Origin of the sequence: Borreliella carolinensis (assembly GCF_032595855.2) — a bacterium.
In the GTDB taxonomy this organism is placed as follows: Bacteria; Spirochaetota; Spirochaetia; order Borreliales; family Borreliaceae; genus Borreliella; species Borreliella carolinensis.
Genome location: NZ_CP179456.1, coordinates 1 through 20505 on the forward strand (window position 1 = coordinate 1; position 20505 = coordinate 20505).

Genomic DNA, 20505 nt, shown 5'->3' on the forward strand with positions numbered 1-20505 from the left:
ATATAATTTTTAATTAGTATAGATATTTCCACTCTAAAGATTAACTAAATAGATAAAACTATACCTACCAAGCAGCAAAACTTTAACCTGTTGCAAGTTTTAACTAAAAGTGTGTAATGTTTATATGTTTTTATTCAAGTTCTTTTTTAAAAAAAATCTGCTAAACAGAAAAATTTATACAGAATAAATCCGAATGAATTTATTCTAATTAGCAAACATCTTATCAATTCTACTAGCACTACTCACCAATTACTTGGAATTATTATGGCTTCTGGAATTTCATTAGCTCATCTAAAAAATCAAAATATCAAAACTCCTTACAATTTCAAATCCGATATACTTTCTTATGCATTGGATAACGGTTTACAAATTGAAACATATTCTCTAATTTGCTCTAATGAAATTTCCAGATGTATTCATTAATGTATAATTTTAGATTATGCAAATTTTTGCAAGGTTCCTTTTCAGTGAAAAAATTCGAAATCAGATTAATAATTGTAAGTTTGGTTCCAGTAGAACTGTTTAGATAATGATTTAGATTGCTTTGATTGAGCTTTAGAGGTGCAAATGATTTAATGTAATTGAGTTTTTGTGATAGATTTAATATACAAGGTGTTTTAACTAATAAAAAGTTTTGTGAGTTAGAGCTACTGATGCAATAACAACTGACACTCTGTTTTTCACGCTAAGCTTTTACAACCTTTTTGCTATCTTTTTTGAGCAGATCAGCAACCAGCCTATAAATATCGCACGCCGAATAACTAACAACTCCACAAGAGTTTTTGTAATTTTGATTTTTGACATCAATCACCCAATAAACCTTTAAAAGTCTATCGTATTGGTTTGATCTCATTTTTTTGATCAGTGACTCAACTTGAGACACTTTAATCGTGTTAGAACAGTGTTCTTTCTTACTGTTTAAAGCTACCAATTTGGTAAGCAATTCACGTAATAACACTTTACTAAGTCTAACATTATTTAATGAAATTTTATTCATAATTTGTTTTTTTACAACCTCTTACACATAAACTTTATTTTGTGTACGAGGCTTAAGTCGCGCTGCAAGCAGTGCTACTTAAACTTATTTTCCTTTAAAAATTTTTTTAAGATGCATTTCTAAAAAATGTAACCTCTCCATGCACACATAGTATATATCAATTTAAATTTTTTGTCTTAAGAAAAACCAAAAAATTTTTGGTTTTTTGGTTTTTAGCAAAAACGGAATACAATTACGAAATACCTAATAATGTAATAGTTTTGACATTGTTAGATAACGTTTGGATTTTTAATCCAGTTTAGCTAGACCATATTTTATTTATTTTTTTAAAAGTAAGTAAAATATGGTTTTTTTAAAAATTTAAAAAATTAAAGGAATTATATGACAAGAGTAAAAAAACAAATCAATATTATTGGCAGCATTGTAGCAATGCTAGTAATATCTATCTCTGGGCTTGGCACATACGCTTTTAAAGGGGTGATGGCTGATCTAAAAAAACTTCAGTCCTAAAAGCCAAATACGAAGTCTTTAAAGAACTCGAAGATTACTACAATGCCAAAATTAAATCTGAATTCGAAGAAATTAAAAACTCCATTAAAGAAGAACTAAAAAGAACTACAGAATTTATTACCGCAGTTAACAAAGAAAATTTGATATTGGAAGTTAGAAACATTTTCTCAAAAGATCGAATCAAAATACAAGAACTTCTAAAAGAAGAAATAGAAAAAAATTTTAGAAAACTTGGAGAAAGTAAATGAATAACAAAATGTTTTTATGCATTTACAATTTTTTCTACAAACTTTTAAAAGACTACTTTATAAAAAAGTACAAATCGGAATTACTTGAAAGTGTAGCATGTTTCAAAAATTCTTACAAAGGAACTGTAAAAGAAGTCGAAATTCACAGACTTGCCGTGCCCTTGCAAATGCAATTTAAAGAACAAAATGAAGTTATTTCAAAATTTGGATGTTATTTTCCTTGTATTTTATTTATTGGATTTGTGGTAAAAGAAATCAAAAACAGCGTTGAAAAATGTTTTGATTGTTTTGAGATTGATTTACTTTTCAAAGGTCTTGTAAGTAAAGGCTGCCTAGGGGGGGGTGACAATGCATTTGTTAATTCTCCAAATGCAATATTTGCAAACTTGGGTATTGATGAAGATATTTTCTTTGAAGAAAAACATCATCCAACCTCTAATATCCCATCAGAATCTGATATTTTGATTGGTAAGTACAAAGACACAAATTCTAATTTTTACCATTTTGTAATCTTAAACAGCGACCTAAAAACTATCATTTGGGATTCACTTGGTAACTCCAAAACTGTTTCCCAACGGACACTTGGGGTCTTTAAGAGTATTTAAAATTCAAAATAAAGAAATTTTAGATCGCGTAAAGGATAGACTAGAATTTTACAGTGCAAAATTTAGAAATAATTTGGAGGTAGCGTAATGAACGCAATTAAAAACATCAATGAGTTACTAGAAACAGTAGACATCAAAAATTCACTTCTAAAGGGGCTTGAAAGTTCTTTTGGTAGCGAAAAACTAGATATTGTAAACGAAGGAATGACATTTACAAGCTAACTTTTGAAATTCATACTCTACATTAAAGACAAAATCGAAAAAAAACAATGAAGATCAAGCGGATGTTGAACAAATTGATAAACGACTCAAAGATACAATTGAACTCTCAATACAAGCTTGTAAAGCTTATGGAGGTGATTTTTTCAGAATACAAAAAGCTTTTAAAGCTTAGATACGAGGTCACAAGCAAAATGTTAAAAGATTTACAAAATCAAGTTCAAGGGAGCAAATAATGAAAAATTTAAAGACAAAAATTAATTTTTTAGGGATATTTTGGCTACTATTACTATTTCTTTCTTGTAAATCAATACCATCACTTCCCCAAAAACCAACCTTAACAAACAAAGAAGATATTGAAAATTTAATGATCGATGAAGCAGAACTTTCTAGATACTCAACCGCACTAAATGTTTGGCTTTTGACTGTAAAATCTTATGTGATCAAATACTATCCTAATGACAAATTTCCTATGTTTGAAAATTTTGATCCCGTGTTTAGCGATGAAAATAAAACTAAAGAAACAAATATACTAAAAAATCGAATTACCTACTACAATCGATACATAGAAAAAACCGAACCGATTGTATTTGGGTATTACAAAAAATACAGCAGAAGATAAGGATTGTATCAAGTTGAAAGATCAAGACAATTCAAATCAAGAACCCGAAGCCTTAAATCAAGAAACTGAAAAAAGCACCGAAAATGAGGAAATCTCATATCCCAAAGAAGAAACATCGGAAAATTGTACTTCTTTGGGGCTTGATATTGTATTCTACACGGACGAGGGTCAAATTTTTGAACTTATCCCTTTTATTGATACTACAAGCATTGTATTAGAAGAAAAAATAGTCGATCCAAGCCTAAAAACAGCAGCAAGTAAGTTTAGTTTCAATGCAAGCGGACTTTCAGAATAAACCCGTTTTTAGAGGAATTTTAGAAAAATTTTTCAGCAGAGACTTATTCAATAGTACCAAAAGCGTATCGTTTACGGTTAACGACTATTCAAGCCTCTTAAAGATTGCATTCGAAAATCCAGTTCAATTCCCTATCAATTTTGTACCAGACTGGCTTTTTGTATACAATTCTTTACAATTACTCTCTCTCATAGATATCCACACATCTGTATACACAACATCAGCGCACTTAACAGCCCCTTCTTTAGAATCTGTAATTGTAATTTTTTTATCCCCCCGACTATCTAGCGCCAAAGCCCTGGCCTTAAGCGTCAAATCGGGGTCTGGAAAAAGCTCCTTGGGAACAAAAATTCTAAAATCAAGCCCCATAATAGCACAGCCTTTCAATAAAGAATTAGCAATATTCCCCCCTACCATTGCCACAAAAGACTATTTTAATTCCCTTCAAACTCCCCTTATGCTCTTTTATTGTCTTAAATCGGCAAGTATTTGGGTTGGATGAGAAATATTTGTCAATCCATTGCAAACAGTAACATTAGAATAATTAGCTAAACATTCAACAGCCTGTTGAGAAAACCCTCTAAACCCAATAGCATTATACATGCGCCCCAAAACTCTGGCGACGGGGATCTATCATAGATTCTTTTGAGCCTATTTGATTCCCCTTAGGTCCTAAATATGATATATAAGCGCAAGCCGCAAGAATTTATCAAGGTAAAAATTTTTACCTTGATAAATTCTGTAAAAAATACATAAATTGTTTGATTACTTATTTAAAATTTTTGTTATTTCAGAAGATAAAGTTTCAGTCTTAAGTATTTCATATTTTAAAAAATACCCATAATTTAAATTAATATATTCAATAAGCTCTATGGTCCTTCCTAAACCATCTTTAATATGGTTTAAATTGATATTATTTTCACAATAACTAATAATTTGATTTGCAATATCAATCCACTTTTCTTTAAAAGTTAACAACTCTTTAAGTTTGCTTAAAATAAGCCTTAACTCCTCTATATTTAAACCCATTAGTTTATACATTTTTTCTTTTATTTTTTCAGCCGAAAATTCTAAATCATATTGAGAATAATATTGGCCGGCTTTAACGATAATTAAATCTAAATTTTTATTATCCATATCGCTTGATATTTTATTAAGGATTTCACCAAAAGTTCTTAATAACTTCTCATTATAATTCAAAGATGAATAAAATTTTCTTCGTATATCTTTATTTTCATTGTGTGAATATCTCTCGTGATTAGAATCTAATATGAGATTATTGAATACAAAGTCTTTCATACCAAATTGATCTCTAGGTTCAATTTTGGCTTTATCTAAGATTACTTGTTCTTCAACTAGCGTAATAATTTCAATTATCTTAACTATCAAATCGTCTTGAACTTTATCATTTTTTAAGCTATTTTCTTCTGGCTTTAAATTTTCTTCGATTATTTTTTTATTTCGATTAAATTCAAAACTCGCATCCTTCAATATTGAATTTGCTGGATTGCATGACGAAAGGCTTAGAAAATAGATTATTATAATTAAATTATTTTTTTTCAAAACATTCTCCTCATTGTTATAGAAATTATTGAATAAAAATTGATATACTTAAGACTAGTGTAAAACTTATTATTATTTTTTTTTAAAATAAAAGCTTAATTAAGCTTTAGCAACTAACAATGGCAGCCACAAATTAAAGTGAATTTTGAATGAAAAACTTAGCCTTAACTTAAGGTTACACCAATTCGAAGATAAAATCAATAATTGTGTATCAATAGCTTTGTGCTTATTTCGGCAATAAAAACTCCATTCAAACTATGAAATGTCAAATAGCTGGGAATTAAGTTTTAATTGTTCACTGCTCTAAGAATTTCGCTATTAATGTCCAAATTATCTTTTAATTTTTCATAAAAATAACTAGTAGCTGTTGCTTGGTATCCGCATCGATTAACAATCCTGTGTGTTATTTTGATAAAGGCATATAAAAAACAAAAATACTATCGATTTAAAATAAATAATAGATAAAACTGATATATATCCAAATGGATAAAAAAAGAATAAAAATAATAAACATTGCCAGTATAAAAGGGGGTGTTGGTAAAAGTACAAATGCTATAATTCTTGATATCTAAGCTTATAGTAAACTTCGGTTTTATAATTGACTCCCGAGTGTTTAAATAATTGATTGTTACTTTAAATTCTTTTTTCAGTCTGTAAATATAGTTTTGTAATGTTTTTATTTTATTTAGCAGGATTTTGACCATTTCTTTTAAGATTTTTATTAAAATAATAAAGTAATAGCAGCAGCAATCCAAATGGAATAATTCAAACTTATTTACAAGTAGAATCAATTTTTAACAATAAAAAAACGTTTTGCTTCTTATTGATTTATTTTATTACACATTTTATATAAATCGCAATACTGGGGGAGCTGATATTTCTATAATCAATTATAGAAATATCAGCTCATTTTATAATTTATTCTCTATATAAAAGAATGGACCAACTAAAATATCTACTATCGTAACTTGAGAGGCAAATACAATTCTTATCATCTAACTATAAAATTGCAATTTACTATCGAATTCGGTTTTTAAGCTCTTAATTTCTTCTTTTACGATATTAATTTTGTTTTTTACAATGTAATTCCATCTCTTACAAAACCTTGAAGCTCTAATTTAACAATCTCTAAATCCTTTATTATTATTTCATTATGATACAATATAGTAGCCAAATCACTTACTAATGCTTTATTCATACCCAATCCAACAAGTTGCTTATATATGCCATTTTCATTAACTCTTGTCTCTAACATATGTTTATTATATCTCTGAGAAATTAAGAAATAATGATTCATTCAAATATAGCAGACACAAAAAAAGCCCCTATGGGCAAATATTTTACTACTGAAAACGGAGAGAGAGAAATTCTCTAACCTAATTCGATAATAATATATTATACAACTTTAATCAAGAGTTCGATTTTTTCTTTTTATTTTTTCTACGATTTTCATAATCAATAATAAGATCTGACAAGATATTTTTTTTATCTTTAATTAGCCTTTCTAGAATAAAATAGATTCTTTTAATATCTTTTTTACAAAAATTATAAACTTCTTTATCCTGCATTGAAATTCTAATAGATATACTTTGACTGCCATCATCTTCTTCTGTATTTTCTTTATATATATATGATGGGTTGTTTTTTAATATATTTTTATATGTAGCCACAAAGCCTATTTCTTTAACTTTTTCAATAGAAATAGCCCCTTCTAAAACTTTCTCATAAATTTTCAAATACATATACGCCTGGCTTCTAGCAATTATATAAGACTTTACAAACTGTTTAAAACTTTTAAAACCATCATATTTATAAAGTTTTTTTTGCTTAATTTCATATAGAATTTTCATTCTTTGAATTTTATTATTAATGTCAGATTTTAAATTTAATTTCAACTTTTCCTTTAATTCATTGTAATTTTTTAATTCCTCATCTTGATTGTTATTTAAACTAAATTCTTCTCGTGTAGGCATTTCAACTCTTTTATATAAAGTTACCCGCTCTTTATTTTCTTTTTTTTCCATTATTCGCTCCTGTTTTTACATATTTTTACCAAAAATTGCCTGTCCGATATCGGACAACTCTAAATAAGCAATATTGTAGTTAATATTTTTATTGACTACAAAGAAAAAATGTTTTTTAAAGTATCTTTTATTTCTTTATGATACACTTCTTTTTTGGAGGGTTCTAATCGTCCATTTATAAGAACTTTTATACTATTTGAAAAATGAACCTTACCCTTAATATATTCTCCATATTCTTTATAAAGCAAATCTTCCACTTCTTTTAGTGTTTTTCTATTTTTTATAAACTGGTTTTCTACAATAGAAATATTGTATATTTTTTTTCTAAATTTTGTAATACTATTAACTGCATCAATCAAAATAGTAAAACTTTCTATTGACCATATTTCTAATTGAACTGGAATTATAATATAATCCGTAACATTTAAGGCATTCTTTAAAAGAAAATCTAAACTGGGAGGAGTATCTAGTAAAACATAATCAAAATTATAATTTTGAATATTTTCATTTAAATAGTGTTCTAAAATAATTTCTTTATAATCAATAGCCTCCGAATTAAACTTTCCTAAAATAGGATGAGAAGGAATTATAGATATATAATCATTAATTTTACAAATGCATTCATTAAAATGAAAATCTCCTTTTAACATACTGTAAGCATTGTATTTTTCAATATCTGAAATATATCTATTAAAATAGGAAGTTAAAGAATTTTGGGGATCTAAATCAATTAATAACACTTTTTTCCCTAGTTCTTTTAGTATATACGAAAAAAGTATGGAAAGCGTGCTTTTTCCAACTCCTCCTTTAATTGAAGCCATTGTTATGATATCCGATTTTTTAATATCCATTTTTTTAAAATTCCTCCATCTGGTAATTTTTTATTGTAAAACTTGTATACTTTGGTTTCCATTTTTTCTAAATGATTTAGCGTAAATTGATAGTATTCGGTGTTTTCTTTTTCTTTTTTTCTTAACAAAGTTCTTAAAGATAATATGTAAGATTTAATAGATCCTTTTTTAAACTTAAACTCTATGTGATATAGCTTTTTTATTGCATAAATTTTATTATCTTCTTTTTTAATGAAGAAAGGTTTTTCAAGGCGATCCCACCCATATTTTATTCCTAAAAATTTATCATTTTCTTCTAATGCAAAAAGATTGAAAAAGTAATAATCTTTATTATTATTAAATTCTTGAAAAACAAGTCTAAGTCTTTGCTCTTTGTTGGTAACTCTAAAATCAATTAAATGTTTAAATATTTTTGTGTAGTATACTTTTTTGCCGTCTATCTTTTCTATCTTACTAAAAGTGGATTTTTTGATTGAAATGTCGCTAATCCTTATTGAAGCTTTTTTTTGTTTTAGTTTTTCAAATAATCTATTCAATTTTTAATCCTTTTTCCAAAATATTATCCAAGATATTATTGGCGATTATGCCAGCATGCCCTGAAAAGCTTGTTATTTTATTTACTTTCCATTTAGTAGTATAATTGTCTTTAAATTCTCCTGCAAGAACATAAAAGTCGGTTTTATAAGGTGCTATCTTTCTCATAAAATGAATTTTGTGCTTATAGAGGTTTAGTTTGGATAAAAAAAATTCTTTAATATCTTTTACCTCATAATCACATTTTAGGTAATTTTTAAAATCTTTATAGTTTAGTAAAGTATTTTTTAGCGTCTTAATTGGGTTTTTGGTTTTGGAAGCTATTGATTTGATTCTTTTGAATAAAGAGTTTTCTATAGAATTCTTATTATATTTATTTATATATTGTTTATTATATACAGTGATATTTTCAGTGATATTTTCAGTGATAAAACATCCTTTTTCTTCTTTTAAGGCATCTTTTTCTTTCTTTGCTTTTTTAATTAAATCTGCTTTAGTGTTGCTAAAATATGTATCAATCAATTTATGTGCAATGGGTGACACTTTATATATACAAAGCTTTCCTTTAAATTCTCCAAAGTTATTTGAAAATGTTAGCAATCTTTTTTCTAATGCTTTTAGCTTAGCTAAAAATCTTAAATCTGCCCGTAGAGTATTAATTGTAGTTTCTTTTTTATTTTCTCTATGTATATTTGAGTTTAGTACTCGAAGTATATCTCCTTGATGATGAATTCGAATTTCTTTTACTTTTTCGGGAGTAAAGTGTTCTTTGTTAATTGATGTATTGTATTTTTTTTCAAACTCTTTATTTAAGTAAATAATAACCGAAATAATTTTTTTCAGTCTGCAGGTTTTACTAAGTAGCCTGTTTTTATGGGTTTGATGGTTATGGTTAGATATAGCTGATTTCATTTTAATCTCCATTTTCAGTGTATTTTTATTAATATTAACTTTATTATAATCAAAATATTTGATTAATTTCAACCTTTGAACTATTGATTTTAAATCAAAGATTATAGAAATAGCTTTTTATTTTATTCCACCTTCTGATTTATATAACAATTTTCTACGAAAACCCCCTATGCTGTTATAAATTATTAATATTTTCTCTAAAATCCTTTTTACATGTTCCGAATTGACAAGCTCTCTATTACTGTATTTTTATTATTTAGCTATAAAGTAAAGAAATAATTTGTGTAAAAAGTCTTTTATTTGATTTGAAATTTTCTTATACAGCTTAGCAGCTCTTAATGAGATTAATTCTATTGATAGAATCTTTTTATTTTTTTGATATTTTTAAATTTTTAGAGAATATTTAGGATTATTGGTTTGCTAGCCCTTAACTCAAAGGTATTTCTCTTCCTAATTAAAAAATTTTAATTAATATTTGTGATAGGTCATTCTCCCGAACTTTATAATATATGCCCAAAGCCATTACTTGGAATAGTTATATTCGACTAAGGGTTTGATTTAAGTATAAAAAATACTCAAAACTTTTAGCTTAAATTTTTAAATTATTTATTGCATCATTTTTAATAATGAAAAACAATAAAAAATAGTTAAATTACTAAATTGCTGTATTGTTAATAACAATTATTGTTGTTTAAATTTAAGGAGTTTGAAAATGAAAAGAATAGTGTTGTTAATATTGATGAGTTCGTGTAAATGGTATGGGGATAATACTATTGAAGAAGTGAATAAAGATAACGTGATGACATTTACAGAGAGTGGTCGGATGTTAAATGATACAGATAAAATTATAGGGCTAAGTGAAGAAAAAATTAAAACATTGAGTGCTCAAGATCTCTCAAGCTTGGTGAGTGAAGCAAGGATTGATGCTGAAAAGTCTAATAACGAAGTTACTCAAAAGAAAAATGGAAACAATGGTAAGAATATAGAAGTAAAAGACGCTCCTAAGTTAGTTGAATTAATCAAAAAGTCATCGGAAAAGATCGATTTAGCTTTTAAAGCATTAATTGGTGCAGGTTATAATGTTTCATCAGCAGCTAAGAATAATTTAGAGAATGGATTAAAGATGATAAATTTGCTAGATGAGTTGTTGAAAATAGCAGTAATTGATGGAAAAGATAATAGTAATAGTAAATATAATGCCCTTAAAAAGGCAGTAGATGATTTTAATAATAAAAATTCATCGATATGTGTATCTTTAGAAGACTCAAGTAATAAAAGCGTAATTAAAGTTAATAAATGTGTAAAGACGCTTATGAATAATGTTGAAACGTATTTTGAAGGCTTGTATAATGAGCTTAAAGATAAAAATAAAGATGAGCATGGCAATATGATAACTTTAAGTGAGGCGGTTTGTAAAATAAAAAGTGCGGCAATGGCCGTGCATGTTTATTTTAATCTAAATTAATTTAGAAGGTTTTTATTATTTTGATGGTTTTTTTGTTTTATATGAGATTGGTTAGGGGGAGGTGTTGCAATCCTTAAGGTAATCTGCTATTTATAAATCAAAGATTATAAATAGCAGATTGTTTCATTTTGGAATAGCTTTTTTGGGGGGGTAAGAATTTTTATCCACTAGGCAGAATACACAAGCGTTACTTCGGGCAGTTTCTGCTTTAATTTATATTTCTTTCATTTGTGTTGCTTGCAATTTTTCTATAGAATACTCTTTAGGTTTGACATTGGCTATCTCTGGTTAATACTTTTTTTAAGTCTTTTTTATTTGTTAACTCAAATGTGCTAAAATCTTTCCTTTATCAATGTCCCATGCTTCAACCTGAGAAAAAAGAAATTTTAGGTAATTCTTTTTTTATCATCCTTGCTCCCAATAGCCGCCGCAATCGGATTTTTAGCATCCTTCACATCAGCCACCGCCGCCTTGGCTCCCCCCTTAGCAGCATCAACAATAGCTTTTAATATCTGCTCCCCACTAACCGCACTAACAGCAGCAGCAGCCTTCCCTGCAGCTTTACCATCCCCGCCCCCATTATTATCCTTCTTCTTGGCAAACAATTTCCCCGCCTCCGTGTTCTGCTCACCAGCAGCAGCAGCCTTCCCTGCAGCTTTACCATCCCCGCCCCCATTATTATCCTTCTTCTTGGCAAACAATTTCCCCGCCTCCGTGTTCTGCTCACCAGCAGCAGCAGCAACATTCAACTTCCCAGCCTCACCAGCCTTCTCTGCAGCAGCAACAATCCCCTTTATCCCACCAGCAATCCCATTAACGCTTTTCTCTTCACCACCCTTTGCTGCCGCCGTATTATTCTTAGCCTTAACAACATTCCCAACCGCCTCACCAGCAGCACCAGTAGCAGCATCAGCAGCAACTTTGGCAGCTTTTGCCATCTCCTCTAACCACCCACTAATCTCTTTTACTGCACTCTCGACAGCATTCTTCACCGTCCCTTTATGAGCACCATGATCAGCATCCTTCAAAGCAAACTCCCCATCCTTAGCCATTCCCCGCAAAACAATAGCAGCAGCAATCTGATCATCCTTCTTCATCGTCGCAAAAGCCTCAGCAGCAGCCTGCTCCCCCGTACTCCCAATAGCCGCCGCAATCGGATTTTTGGCACCCTTCACATCCGCCACCGCCGCCTTGTCAGCACCACCAGCAGCATCAACAATAGCTTTTAATATCTGCTCCCCACTAACCGCACTAACAGCAGCAGCAGCCTTCCCTGCATCCTTACCATCCCCGCCCCCATTATTATCCTTCTTCTTGGCAAACAATTTCCCCGCCTCCGCGTTCTGCGCACCAGCAGCAGCAACAACATTCAACTTCCCAGCCTCACCAGCCTTCTCTGCATCATCAACAATCCCCTTTATCCCACCAGCAATCCCATTAAAGCTTTTCTCTTCACCGCCCTGTACCGCCTTATCAACCTCAGCCTTAACAACATTCCCAACCGCATCAGCAGCACCAGTAGCAGCATCAGCAGCAACTTTGGCAGCTTTTGCCATCTCCTCTGACCACCCACTAATCTCTTTTACTGCACTCTCGACAGCATTCTTCACCGTCCCTTTATGATCATCAGCATCCTTCAAAGCAAACTCCCCATCCTTAGCCATTCCCCGCAAAACAGTAGCAGCAGCAATCTGATCATCCTTCTTCATCCCGTCCTTCGCAAAAGCAGCATCAGCATCCTTCTGCTCCGTACTCCCAATAGCCGCCGCAATCGGATTTGTGGCACCCTTCACATCCGCCACCGCCGCCTTGTCAGCACCACCAGCAGCATCAACAATAGCTTTTAATATCTGCTCCCCACTAACCGCACTAACAGCAGCAGCAGCCTTCCCTGCAGCTTTACCATCCCCGCCCCCATTATTATCCTTCTTCTTGGCAAACAATTTCCCCGCATCCGCGTTCTGCGTACCAGCAGCAGCAACAACATTCAACTTCCCAGCCTCACCAGCCTTCTCTGCAGCATCAACAATCCCCTTTATCCCATTAGCAATCCCATTAACACTCTTCTCTTCACCACCCTGCGCCGCCTTACCAACCGCAGCCTTAACAACATTCCCAACCGCCTTATCAGCACCACCAGTAGCAGCATCAGCAGCAACTTTGGCAGCTTTTGCCATCTCCTCTAACCACCCACTAATCTCTTTTATTGCACTCTCGACAGCATTCTTCACCGTCCCTTTATGAGCACCATGAGCATCATTCTTCAAAGCAAACTCCCCATCCTTAGCCATTCCCCGCAAAACAATAGCAGCAGCAATCTGATCATCCTTCTTCATCGTCGCAAAAGCAGCAGCAGCCTTCTCCTCCGTACTCCCAATAGCCGCCGCAATCGGATTTGTAGCATCCTTCACATCCGCCACCGCCGCCTTGGCTCCCCCCTTAGCAGCATCAACAATAGCTTTTAATATCTGCTCCCCACTAACCGCACTAACAGCAGCAGCAGCCTTCCCTGCAGCTTTACCATCCCCGCCCTCATTATCATCCTTCTTCTTGGCAAACAATTTCCCCGCATCCGCGTTCCCATCACCAGCAGCAGCAACAACATTCAACTTCCCAGCCTCACCAGCCTTCTCTGCAGCATCAACAATCCCCTTTATCCCATTAGCAATCCCATTAACACTCGTCTCTTCACCACCCTGTGTCGCCTTATTATCCTTAGCCTTAACAACATTCCCAACCGCCTCACCAGCACCACCAGTAGCAGCATCAGCAGCAACTTTGGCAGCTTTTGCCATCTCCTCTAACCACCCACTAATCTCTTTTATTGCACTCTCGACAGCATTCTTCACCGTCCCTTTATGAGCACCATGATCAGCATCCTTCAAAGCAAACTCCCCATCCTTAGCCATTCCCCGCAAAACAATAGCAGCAGCAATCTGATCATCCTTCTTCATCCCGTCCTTCGTAAAAGCCTCAGCATCCTGCTCCCCCGTACTCCCAATAGCCGCCGCAATCGGATTTGTGGCATCCTTCACATCATCCACCGCCGCCTTATCAGCACCACCAGCAGCATCAACAATAGCTTTTAATATCTGCTCCCCACTAACCGCACTAACAGCAGCAGCAGCCTTCCCTGCAGCTTTATCATCCCCGCCCCCATCATCATTATTCTTCTTCTTGGCAAACAATTTCCCCGCCTCCGCGTTCTGCGTACCAGCAGCAGCAACAACATTCAACTTCCCAGCCTCACCAGCCTTCTCTGCAGCATCAACAATCCCCTTTATCCCACCAGCAATCCCATTAACACTCGTCGCTTCACCACCCTTTACCGCCTTATTCTCCTTAGCCTTAACAACATTCCCAGCCGCCTTATCAGCACCACCAGCAGCATCAACAATAGCTTTTAATATCTGCTCCCCACTAACCGCACTAACAGCAGCAGCAGCCTTCCCTGCAGCTTTATCATCCCCGCCCCCATTATCATCCTTCTTCTTGGCAAACAATTTCCCCGCATCCGCGTTCTGATCACCAGCAGCAGCAACAACATTCAACTTCCCAGCCTCACCAGCCTTCTCTGCAGCATCAACAATCCCCTTTATCCCATTAGCAATCCCATTAACACTCGTCGCTTCACCACCCTTTGCCGCCTTATTAGCCGCAGCCTTAACAACATTCCCAACCGCATCAGCAGCACCACCAGTAGCAGCATCAGCAGCAACTTTGGCAGCTTTTGCCATCTCCTCTAACCACCCACTAATCTCTTTTGCTGCACTCTCGACAGCATTCTTCACCGTCCCTTTATGAGCATCATCAGCCGCATTCTTCAAAGCAAACTCCCCATCCTTAGCCATTCCCCGCAAAACAATAGCAGCAGCAATCTGATCATCCTTCTTCATCCCGTTATTCGCAAAAGCAGCAGCAGCCTTCTCCTCCGTACTCCCAATAGCCGCCGCAATCGGATTTGTGGCATCCTTAACATCATCCACCGCCGCCTTCTCTCCCCCCTTAGCAGCATCAACAATAGCTTTTAATATCTGCTCCCCACTAACCGCACTAACAGCAGCAGCAGCCTTCCCTGCAGCTTTATCATCCCCGCCCCCCTCATCATTATTCTTCTTGTTAGCAAACAATTTCCCTGCATCCGCGTTCTGCGCACCAGCAGCAGCAACAACATTCAACTTCCCAGCCTCACCAGCCTTCTCTGCAGCATCAACAATCCCCTTTATCCCATCAGCAATCCCATTAACACTCGTCGCTTCACCACCCTTTGCCTTATTATCCTTAGCCTTAACAACATTCCCAACCGCCTTATCAGCACCACCAGTAGCAGCATCAGCAGCAACTTTGGCAGCTTTTGCCATCTCCTCTAACCACCCACTAATCTCTTTTATTGCACTCTCGACAGCATTCTTCACCGTCCCTTTATGAGCACCATGAGCAGCATTCTTCAAAGCAAACTCCCCATCCTTAGCCATTCCCCGCAAAACAATAGCAGCAGCAATCTGATCATCCTTCTTCATCTTCTCAAAAGCCTCAGCAGCCTTCTCCTCCTTGCTCCCAATAGCCGCCGCAATCGGATTTTTAGCATCCTTCACATCCGCCACCGCCGCCTTGGCTCCCCCCTCAGCAGCATCAACAATAGCTTTTAATATCTGCTCCCCACTAACCGCACTAACAGCAGCAGCAGCCTTCCCTGCATCATTACTATCCCCGCCCCCATTATCATCATCCTTCTTGTTGGCAAACAATTTCCCCGCATCCGCGTTCTGCTCACCAGTAGCAGCAACAACATTCAACTTCCCAGCTTCACCAGCCTTCTCTGCAGCAGCAACAATCCCCTTTATCCCATCAGCAATCCCATTAACACTCTTCTCTTCACCACCCTTTGCCGCCTTATTATTCTCAGCCTTAACAACATTCCCAACCGCATCAGCACCACCAGTAGCAGCACCAGCAGCAACTTTGGCAGCTTTTGCCATCTCCTCTAACCACCCACTAATCTCTTTTATTGCACTCTCGACAGCATTCTTCACCGTCCCTTCATGATCACCATGAGCAGCCTCATTCTTCAAAGCAAACTCCCCATCCTTAGCCATTCCCCGCAAAACAATAGCAGCAGCAATCTGATCATCCTTCTTCATCCCGTTATCCGTAAAAGCCTCAGCATTATTATCATCCTTGCTCCCAATAGCCGCCGCAATCGGATTTGTGGCATCCTTAACATCCGCCACCGCCGCCTTATCAGCACCACCAGCAGCATCAACAATAGCTTTTAATATCTGCTCCCCACTAACCGCACTAACAGCAGCAGCAGCCTTCCCTGCAGCTTTATCATCCCCGCCCCCATCATCATTATTCTTCTTCTTGGCAAACAATTTCCCCGCATCCGCGTTCTGCTCACCAGTAGCAGCAGCAACATTCAACTTCCCAGCCTCACCAGCCTTCTCTGCAGCATCAACAATCCCCTTTATCCCATTAGCAATCCCATTAACACTCGTCGCTTCACCACCCTTTGCCGCCTTATCCGCAGCCTTAACAACATTCCCAACCGCACCAGCACCACCAGTAGCAGCACCAGCAGCAACTTTGGCAGCTCTTGCCATCTCCTCTAACCACCCACTAATCTCTTTTATTGCACTCTCGACAGCATTCTTCACCGTCCCTTTATGATCATCAGCATCCTTCAAAGCAAACTCCCCATCCTTAGCCATTCCCCGCAAAACAATAGCAGCAGCAATTTGATCATCCTTCTTCATCCCGTCCTTCGCAAAAGCAGCAGCAGCATCCTTCTGCTCCCCCGTACTCCCAATAGCCGCCGCAATCGGATTTGTGGCATCCTTAACATCCGCCACCGCCGCCTTATCAGCACCACCAGCAGCATCAACAATAGCTTTTAATATCTGCTCCCCACTAACCGCACTAACAGCAGCAGCAGCCTTCCCTGCATCATTACTATCCCCGCCCTCATTATTCTTCTTGGCAAACAATTTCCCTGCATCCGTGTTCCCATCACCAGTAGCAGCAACAACATTCAACTTCCCAGCCTCACCAGCCTTCTCTGCAGCAGCAACAATCCCCTTTATCCCATCAGCAATCCCATTAACACTCTTCGCTTCACCACCCTTTGCCGCCGTATTAGCCGCAGCCTTAACAACATTCCCAACCGCACCAGCACCACCAGTAGCAGCACCAGCAGCAACTTTGGCAGCTTTTGCCATCTCCTCTAACCACCCACTAATCTCTTTTACTGCACTCTCGACAGCATTCTTCATCGTCCCTTTATGATCACCATGATCAGCATTCTTCAAAGCAAACTCCCCATCCTTAGCCATTCCCCGCAAAACAATAGCAGCAGCAATCTGATCATCCTTCTTCATCCCGTTATCCGTAAAAGCATCAGCAGCCTTATTCTGCTCCGTACTCCCAATAGCCGCCTCAATCGGATTTTTAGCATCCTTAACATCCTCCACCGCCGCCTTATCAGCACCACCAGCAGCATCAACAATAGCTTTTAATATTTTCTCCCCACTAACCGCACTAACAGCAGCAGCAGCCTTCCCTGCAGCTTTACCATCCCCGCCCCCATTATCATCCTTCTTGTTGGCAAACAATTTCCCCGCATCCGCGTTCTGCTCACCAGTAGCAGCAGCAACATTCAACTTCCCAGCCTCACCAGCCTTCTCTGCAGCATCAACAATCCCCTTTATCCCACTAACAATCCCATTAACACTCGTCGCTTCACCACCCTTTGCCGCCTTATTATCCTTAGCATTAACAACATTCCCAACCGCATCAGCAGCACCAGTAGCAGCAGCAGCAGCCTTCCCTGCAGCTTTATTATCCCCGCCATCATTATCCTTCTTGTTAGCAAACAATTTCCCTGCATCCGTGTTCTGCTCACCAGTAGCAGCAGCAACATTCAACTTCCCAGCCTCACCAGCCTTCTCTGCAGCATCAACAATCCCCTTTATCCCACTAACAATCCCATTAACACTCGTCGCTTCACCACCCTTTGCCGCCTTATTATCCTTAGCATTAACAACATTCCCAACCGCATCAGCAGCACCAGTAGCAGCAGCAGCAGCCTTCCCTGCATCCTTATCATCCCCGCCCCCCTTATCATTATCCTTCTTCTTGGCAAACAATTTCCCCGCCTCCGTGTTCCCATCACCAGCAGCAGCAACAACATTCAACTTCCCAGCCTCACCAGCCTTCTCTGCAGCATCAACAATCCCCTTTATCCCATTAGCAATCCCATTAACACTCGTCGCTTCACCACCCTGCGCCGCCTTATTATTCGCAGCCTTAACAACATTCCCAACCGCATCAGCAGCACCAGCAGCAGCAGCCTTCCCTGCATCATTACTATCCCCGCCATCATTATCCTTCTTGGCAAACAATTTCCCTGCATCCGCGTTCTGCTCACCAGTAGCAGCAGCAACATTCAACTTCCCAGCCTCACCAGCCTTCTCTGCAGCAGCAACAATCCCCTTTATCCCACCAGCAATCCCATTAACACTCGTCGCTTCACCACCCTTTGCCGCCGCCGTATTAGCCGCAGCCTTAACAACATTCCCAACCGCCTTATCAGCACCACCAGTAGCAGCATCAGCAGCAACTTTGGCAGCTTTTGCCATCTCCTCTAACCACCCACTAATCTCTTTTATTGCACTCTCGACAGCACCACCAGCAATCCCATTAACACTCTTACCGTTACCACTTTTCTCATTGCTACCTTTTGGTGCTTCTTCATTATTCATTTTGGTTAATTTGTTTAAATCGGTTTTTGTTTCCTCTAATTTTTTAGCTAAAGAATCGAAATATGTTTTTACTTCTGATTTTTTAGGATCTGCCTTAAACCCTAGTGCATCTGCAACTAATCCACCAAAAGAGGTAAATACATCTAGGAAGCCATTGCCTAGTTGTATTACTGATTGGTAAAATTTGTTTGTTGGATCATCCTTTGCTGTATCACCAGCATTGCTGCAATTAATAAAGAAAAGTATTGTTCCTAGCATTATTGCACTTGAAATTTTTTTCATATTATAAGCAAAACTTTTTTGAATTAAGGATATTTCAGTATAAATTTGATAATTTTGTTGTAGGGTATTCTATTGATAATAGTGGCCTTTCTTGGTATTTTTGCATGGAGTATTAGATAGTATTGGTAATTGAGTTTTAAAAAAGTAATTTATTTAATTAATAAAATTAATTACTAGTAGAAAAATTTTTTAATTTAATTTAATTTAATTTATTGTATTACTATAGTTCAAAATAGTTGCTTTGACAAGTGAGTAGGTGAACTTTTTATATTATTTCTTTTTTTAAAAAAAGAAATAATATAAAAAGTTCACCTACTCACTTGTCAAAGCAACTATTTTGAACTATAGTAATACTTTATATTTTAAGGAGACTAATATGAAAAAAATTTCAAGTGCAATAATGCTAGGAACAATACTTTTCTTTATTAATTGCAGCAATGCTGGTGATACAGCAAAGGATGATCCAACAAACAAATTTTACCAATCAGTAATACAACTAGGCAATGGCTTCCTAGATGTATTTACCTCTTTTGGTGGATTAGTTGCAGATGCACTAGGGTTTAAGGCAGATCCTAAAAAATCAGAAGTAAAAACATATTTCGATTCTTTAGCTAAAAAATTAGAGGAAACAAAAACCGATTTAAACAAATTAACCAAAATGAATAATGAAGAAGCACCAAAAGGTAGCAATGAGAAAAGTGGTAACGGTAAGAGTGTTAATGGGATTGCTGGTGGTGCTGTCGAGAGTGCAATAAAAGAGATTAGTGGGTGGTTAGAGGAGATGGCAAAAGCTGCCAAAGTTGCTGCTGCTGCTGCTACTGGTGGTGCTGATGCGGTTGGGAATGTTGTTAAGGCTGAGAATAATAAGGCGGCAAAGGGTGGTGAAGCGACGAGTGTTAATGGGATTGCTGATGGGATAAAGGGGATTGTTGATGCTGCAGAGAAGGCTGGTGAGGCTGGGAAGTTGAATGTTGTTGCTGCTACTGGTGATGGGAACACGGATGCAGGGAAATTGTTTGCTAACAAGAAGAAGAATAATGATGAGGGGGGCGGGGATGGTAAGGATGCAGGGAAGGCTGCTGCTGCTGTTAGTGCGGTTAGTGGGGAGCAGATATTAAAAGCTATTGTTGATGCTGCTAAGGGGGGAGAGAAGGCGGCGGTGGATGATGTGAAGGATGCTAAAAATCCGATTGCGGCGGCTATTGGGAGCAAGGAGGAGCAGGCTGCTGCTGCTTTTGCGACGATGAAGAAGGATGATCAGATTGCTGCTGCTATTGTTTTGCGGGGAATGGCTAAGGATGGGGAGTTTGCTTTGAAGAATGCTGATCATGGTGATCATAAAGGGACGGTGAAGAATGCTGTCGAGAGTGCAGTAACAAAAACCGTTACATCATTAACAAATTTAGTACGAAAGGCGGTACAGTCCGGGTTGAAGACAGTTGGCGATGCTGTTAAGGATAGTGGGTCTAAGACTCCCACCGCGACAGCTGGCTCGTAGCAGCTGTCTTCTCTTATAAGTGAAGAGGATAAATTACATACTGGCGGGGAGTATCCAAATGTTCTCCGCCTTCTATTCTCTTACCTGTGTGACAAGACTTGTACTAAAAGATAATAAATT

The 20505-nt window shown here is 36.5% G+C and carries 15 protein-coding genes and 5 pseudogenes; 10 read left to right on the forward strand and 10 right to left on the reverse strand.

Annotation, left to right across the window (positions count from 1 at the left end; genetic code table 11):
- Positions 1–124: 124 nt before the first annotated feature.
- Positions 125–417: pseudogene (locus QIA46_RS05000) on the forward strand (hypothetical protein); the annotation flags it as partial.
- A 268-nt stretch (positions 418–685) separates the two neighbouring features.
- Here QIA46_RS05000 and QIA46_RS05005 read toward each other — a convergent pair.
- Positions 686–997 (reverse strand): plasmid maintenance protein, encoded by a 312-nt coding sequence (locus tag QIA46_RS05005; RefSeq protein ID WP_418905882.1) that lies wholly within the window; start codon positions 995–997, stop codon positions 686–688.
- 381 nt (positions 998–1378) lie between these two features.
- On the opposite strand from QIA46_RS05005, the gene QIA46_RS05010 reads away from it, so the two are divergent.
- The 6 genes and pseudogenes from QIA46_RS05010 to QIA46_RS05035 form a co-directional block, all read left to right on the forward strand.
- Entirely contained in the window at positions 1379–1507 is a 129-nt protein-coding gene (locus QIA46_RS05010) for a hypothetical protein (RefSeq protein WP_418905883.1), read from the forward strand.
- Between the two features lie 244 nt (positions 1508–1751).
- A complete protein-coding gene (locus QIA46_RS05015) occupies positions 1752–2360 on the forward strand; it encodes a DUF261 family protein (RefSeq protein WP_418905884.1) in 609 nt (202 codons plus the stop codon).
- 87 nt (positions 2361–2447) lie between these two features.
- Entirely contained in the window at positions 2448–2582 is a 135-nt protein-coding gene (locus QIA46_RS05020) for a hypothetical protein (protein ID WP_418905885.1), read from the forward strand.
- Between the two features lie 47 nt (positions 2583–2629).
- Positions 2630–2815, forward strand: a complete 186-nt coding sequence (locus QIA46_RS05025) for a hypothetical protein (RefSeq protein ID WP_418905886.1) — start codon at positions 2630–2632, stop codon at positions 2813–2815.
- The gene (locus QIA46_RS05030) at positions 2815–3201 is read left to right on the forward strand and encodes a BBA14 family lipoprotein (protein WP_418905887.1); all 387 of its coding nucleotides are present in this window, start codon (positions 2815–2817) and stop codon (positions 3199–3201) included. Before QIA46_RS05025 ends, QIA46_RS05030 begins: the two co-directional genes overlap by 1 nt.
- Positions 3202–3214: 13 nt before the next feature.
- Positions 3215–3695: pseudogene (locus tag QIA46_RS05035) on the forward strand (right-handed parallel beta-helix repeat-containing protein); the annotation flags it as partial.
- Here QIA46_RS05035 and QIA46_RS05040 read toward each other — a convergent pair.
- Positions 3665–4187 (reverse strand): annotated as a pseudogene (locus QIA46_RS05040) (Rossmann-fold NAD(P)-binding domain-containing protein); the annotation flags it as partial. The pseudogenes QIA46_RS05035 and QIA46_RS05040 sit on opposite strands and share 31 nt — an antisense overlap.
- A gap of 74 nt (positions 4188–4261) precedes the next feature.
- Complete coding sequence (locus tag QIA46_RS05045) at positions 4262–5059, reverse strand: complement regulator-acquiring protein (protein ID WP_418905888.1); 798 nt, start codon at positions 5057–5059, stop codon at positions 4262–4264.
- Positions 5060–5541: 482 nt separating this feature from the next.
- Here QIA46_RS05045 and QIA46_RS05050 point away from each other — a divergent pair.
- Positions 5542–5622: pseudogene (locus QIA46_RS05050) on the forward strand (ParA family protein); the annotation flags it as partial.
- Here QIA46_RS05050 and QIA46_RS05055 read toward each other — a convergent pair.
- The 6 genes and pseudogenes from QIA46_RS05055 to QIA46_RS05080 form a co-directional block, all read right to left on the reverse strand.
- Positions 5618–5797, reverse strand: a pseudogene (locus tag QIA46_RS05055) (plasmid maintenance protein); the annotation flags it as partial. The pseudogenes QIA46_RS05050 and QIA46_RS05055 overlap by 5 nt on opposite strands.
- Positions 5798–6134: 337 nt before the next feature.
- On the reverse strand, positions 6135–6314 hold the full coding sequence (gene bdr, locus QIA46_RS05060) for a Bdr family repetitive protein (RefSeq protein ID WP_418905889.1): 180 nt from the start codon (positions 6312–6314) through the stop codon (positions 6135–6137).
- A 154-nt stretch (positions 6315–6468) separates the two neighbouring features.
- Positions 6469–7083, reverse strand: a complete 615-nt coding sequence (locus tag QIA46_RS05065; protein WP_418905890.1) for a chromosome replication/partitioning protein — start codon at positions 7081–7083, stop codon at positions 6469–6471.
- A 95-nt stretch (positions 7084–7178) separates the two neighbouring features.
- A complete protein-coding gene (locus QIA46_RS05070; RefSeq protein WP_418905891.1) occupies positions 7179–7934 on the reverse strand; it encodes a ParA family protein in 756 nt (251 codons plus the stop codon).
- Positions 7907–8470 (reverse strand): DUF226 domain-containing protein, encoded by a 564-nt coding sequence (locus QIA46_RS05075; protein WP_418905892.1) that lies wholly within the window; start codon positions 8468–8470, stop codon positions 7907–7909. Before QIA46_RS05075 ends, QIA46_RS05070 begins: the two co-directional genes overlap by 28 nt.
- Positions 8463–9380, reverse strand: a complete 918-nt coding sequence (locus QIA46_RS05080) for a plasmid maintenance protein (protein ID WP_418905893.1) — start codon at positions 9378–9380, stop codon at positions 8463–8465. The genes QIA46_RS05075 and QIA46_RS05080 overlap by 8 nt, the downstream gene beginning before the upstream one ends.
- A 739-nt stretch (positions 9381–10119) precedes the next feature.
- Here QIA46_RS05080 and QIA46_RS05085 point away from each other — a divergent pair.
- Positions 10120–10845, forward strand: a complete 726-nt coding sequence (locus QIA46_RS05085; protein WP_418905894.1) for a hypothetical protein — start codon at positions 10120–10122, stop codon at positions 10843–10845.
- Between the two features lie 386 nt (positions 10846–11231).
- On the opposite strand, the gene QIA46_RS05090 is transcribed toward QIA46_RS05085, so the two are convergent.
- Positions 11232–18887 (reverse strand): variable large family protein, encoded by a 7656-nt coding sequence (locus QIA46_RS05090; protein ID WP_418905895.1) that lies wholly within the window; start codon positions 18885–18887, stop codon positions 11232–11234.
- A gap of 376 nt (positions 18888–19263) precedes the next feature.
- On the opposite strand from QIA46_RS05090, the gene QIA46_RS05095 reads away from it, so the two are divergent.
- Complete coding sequence (locus QIA46_RS05095) at positions 19264–20385, forward strand: variable large family protein (RefSeq protein WP_418905896.1); 1122 nt, start codon at positions 19264–19266, stop codon at positions 20383–20385.
- Positions 20386–20505: the final 120 nt, after the last annotated feature.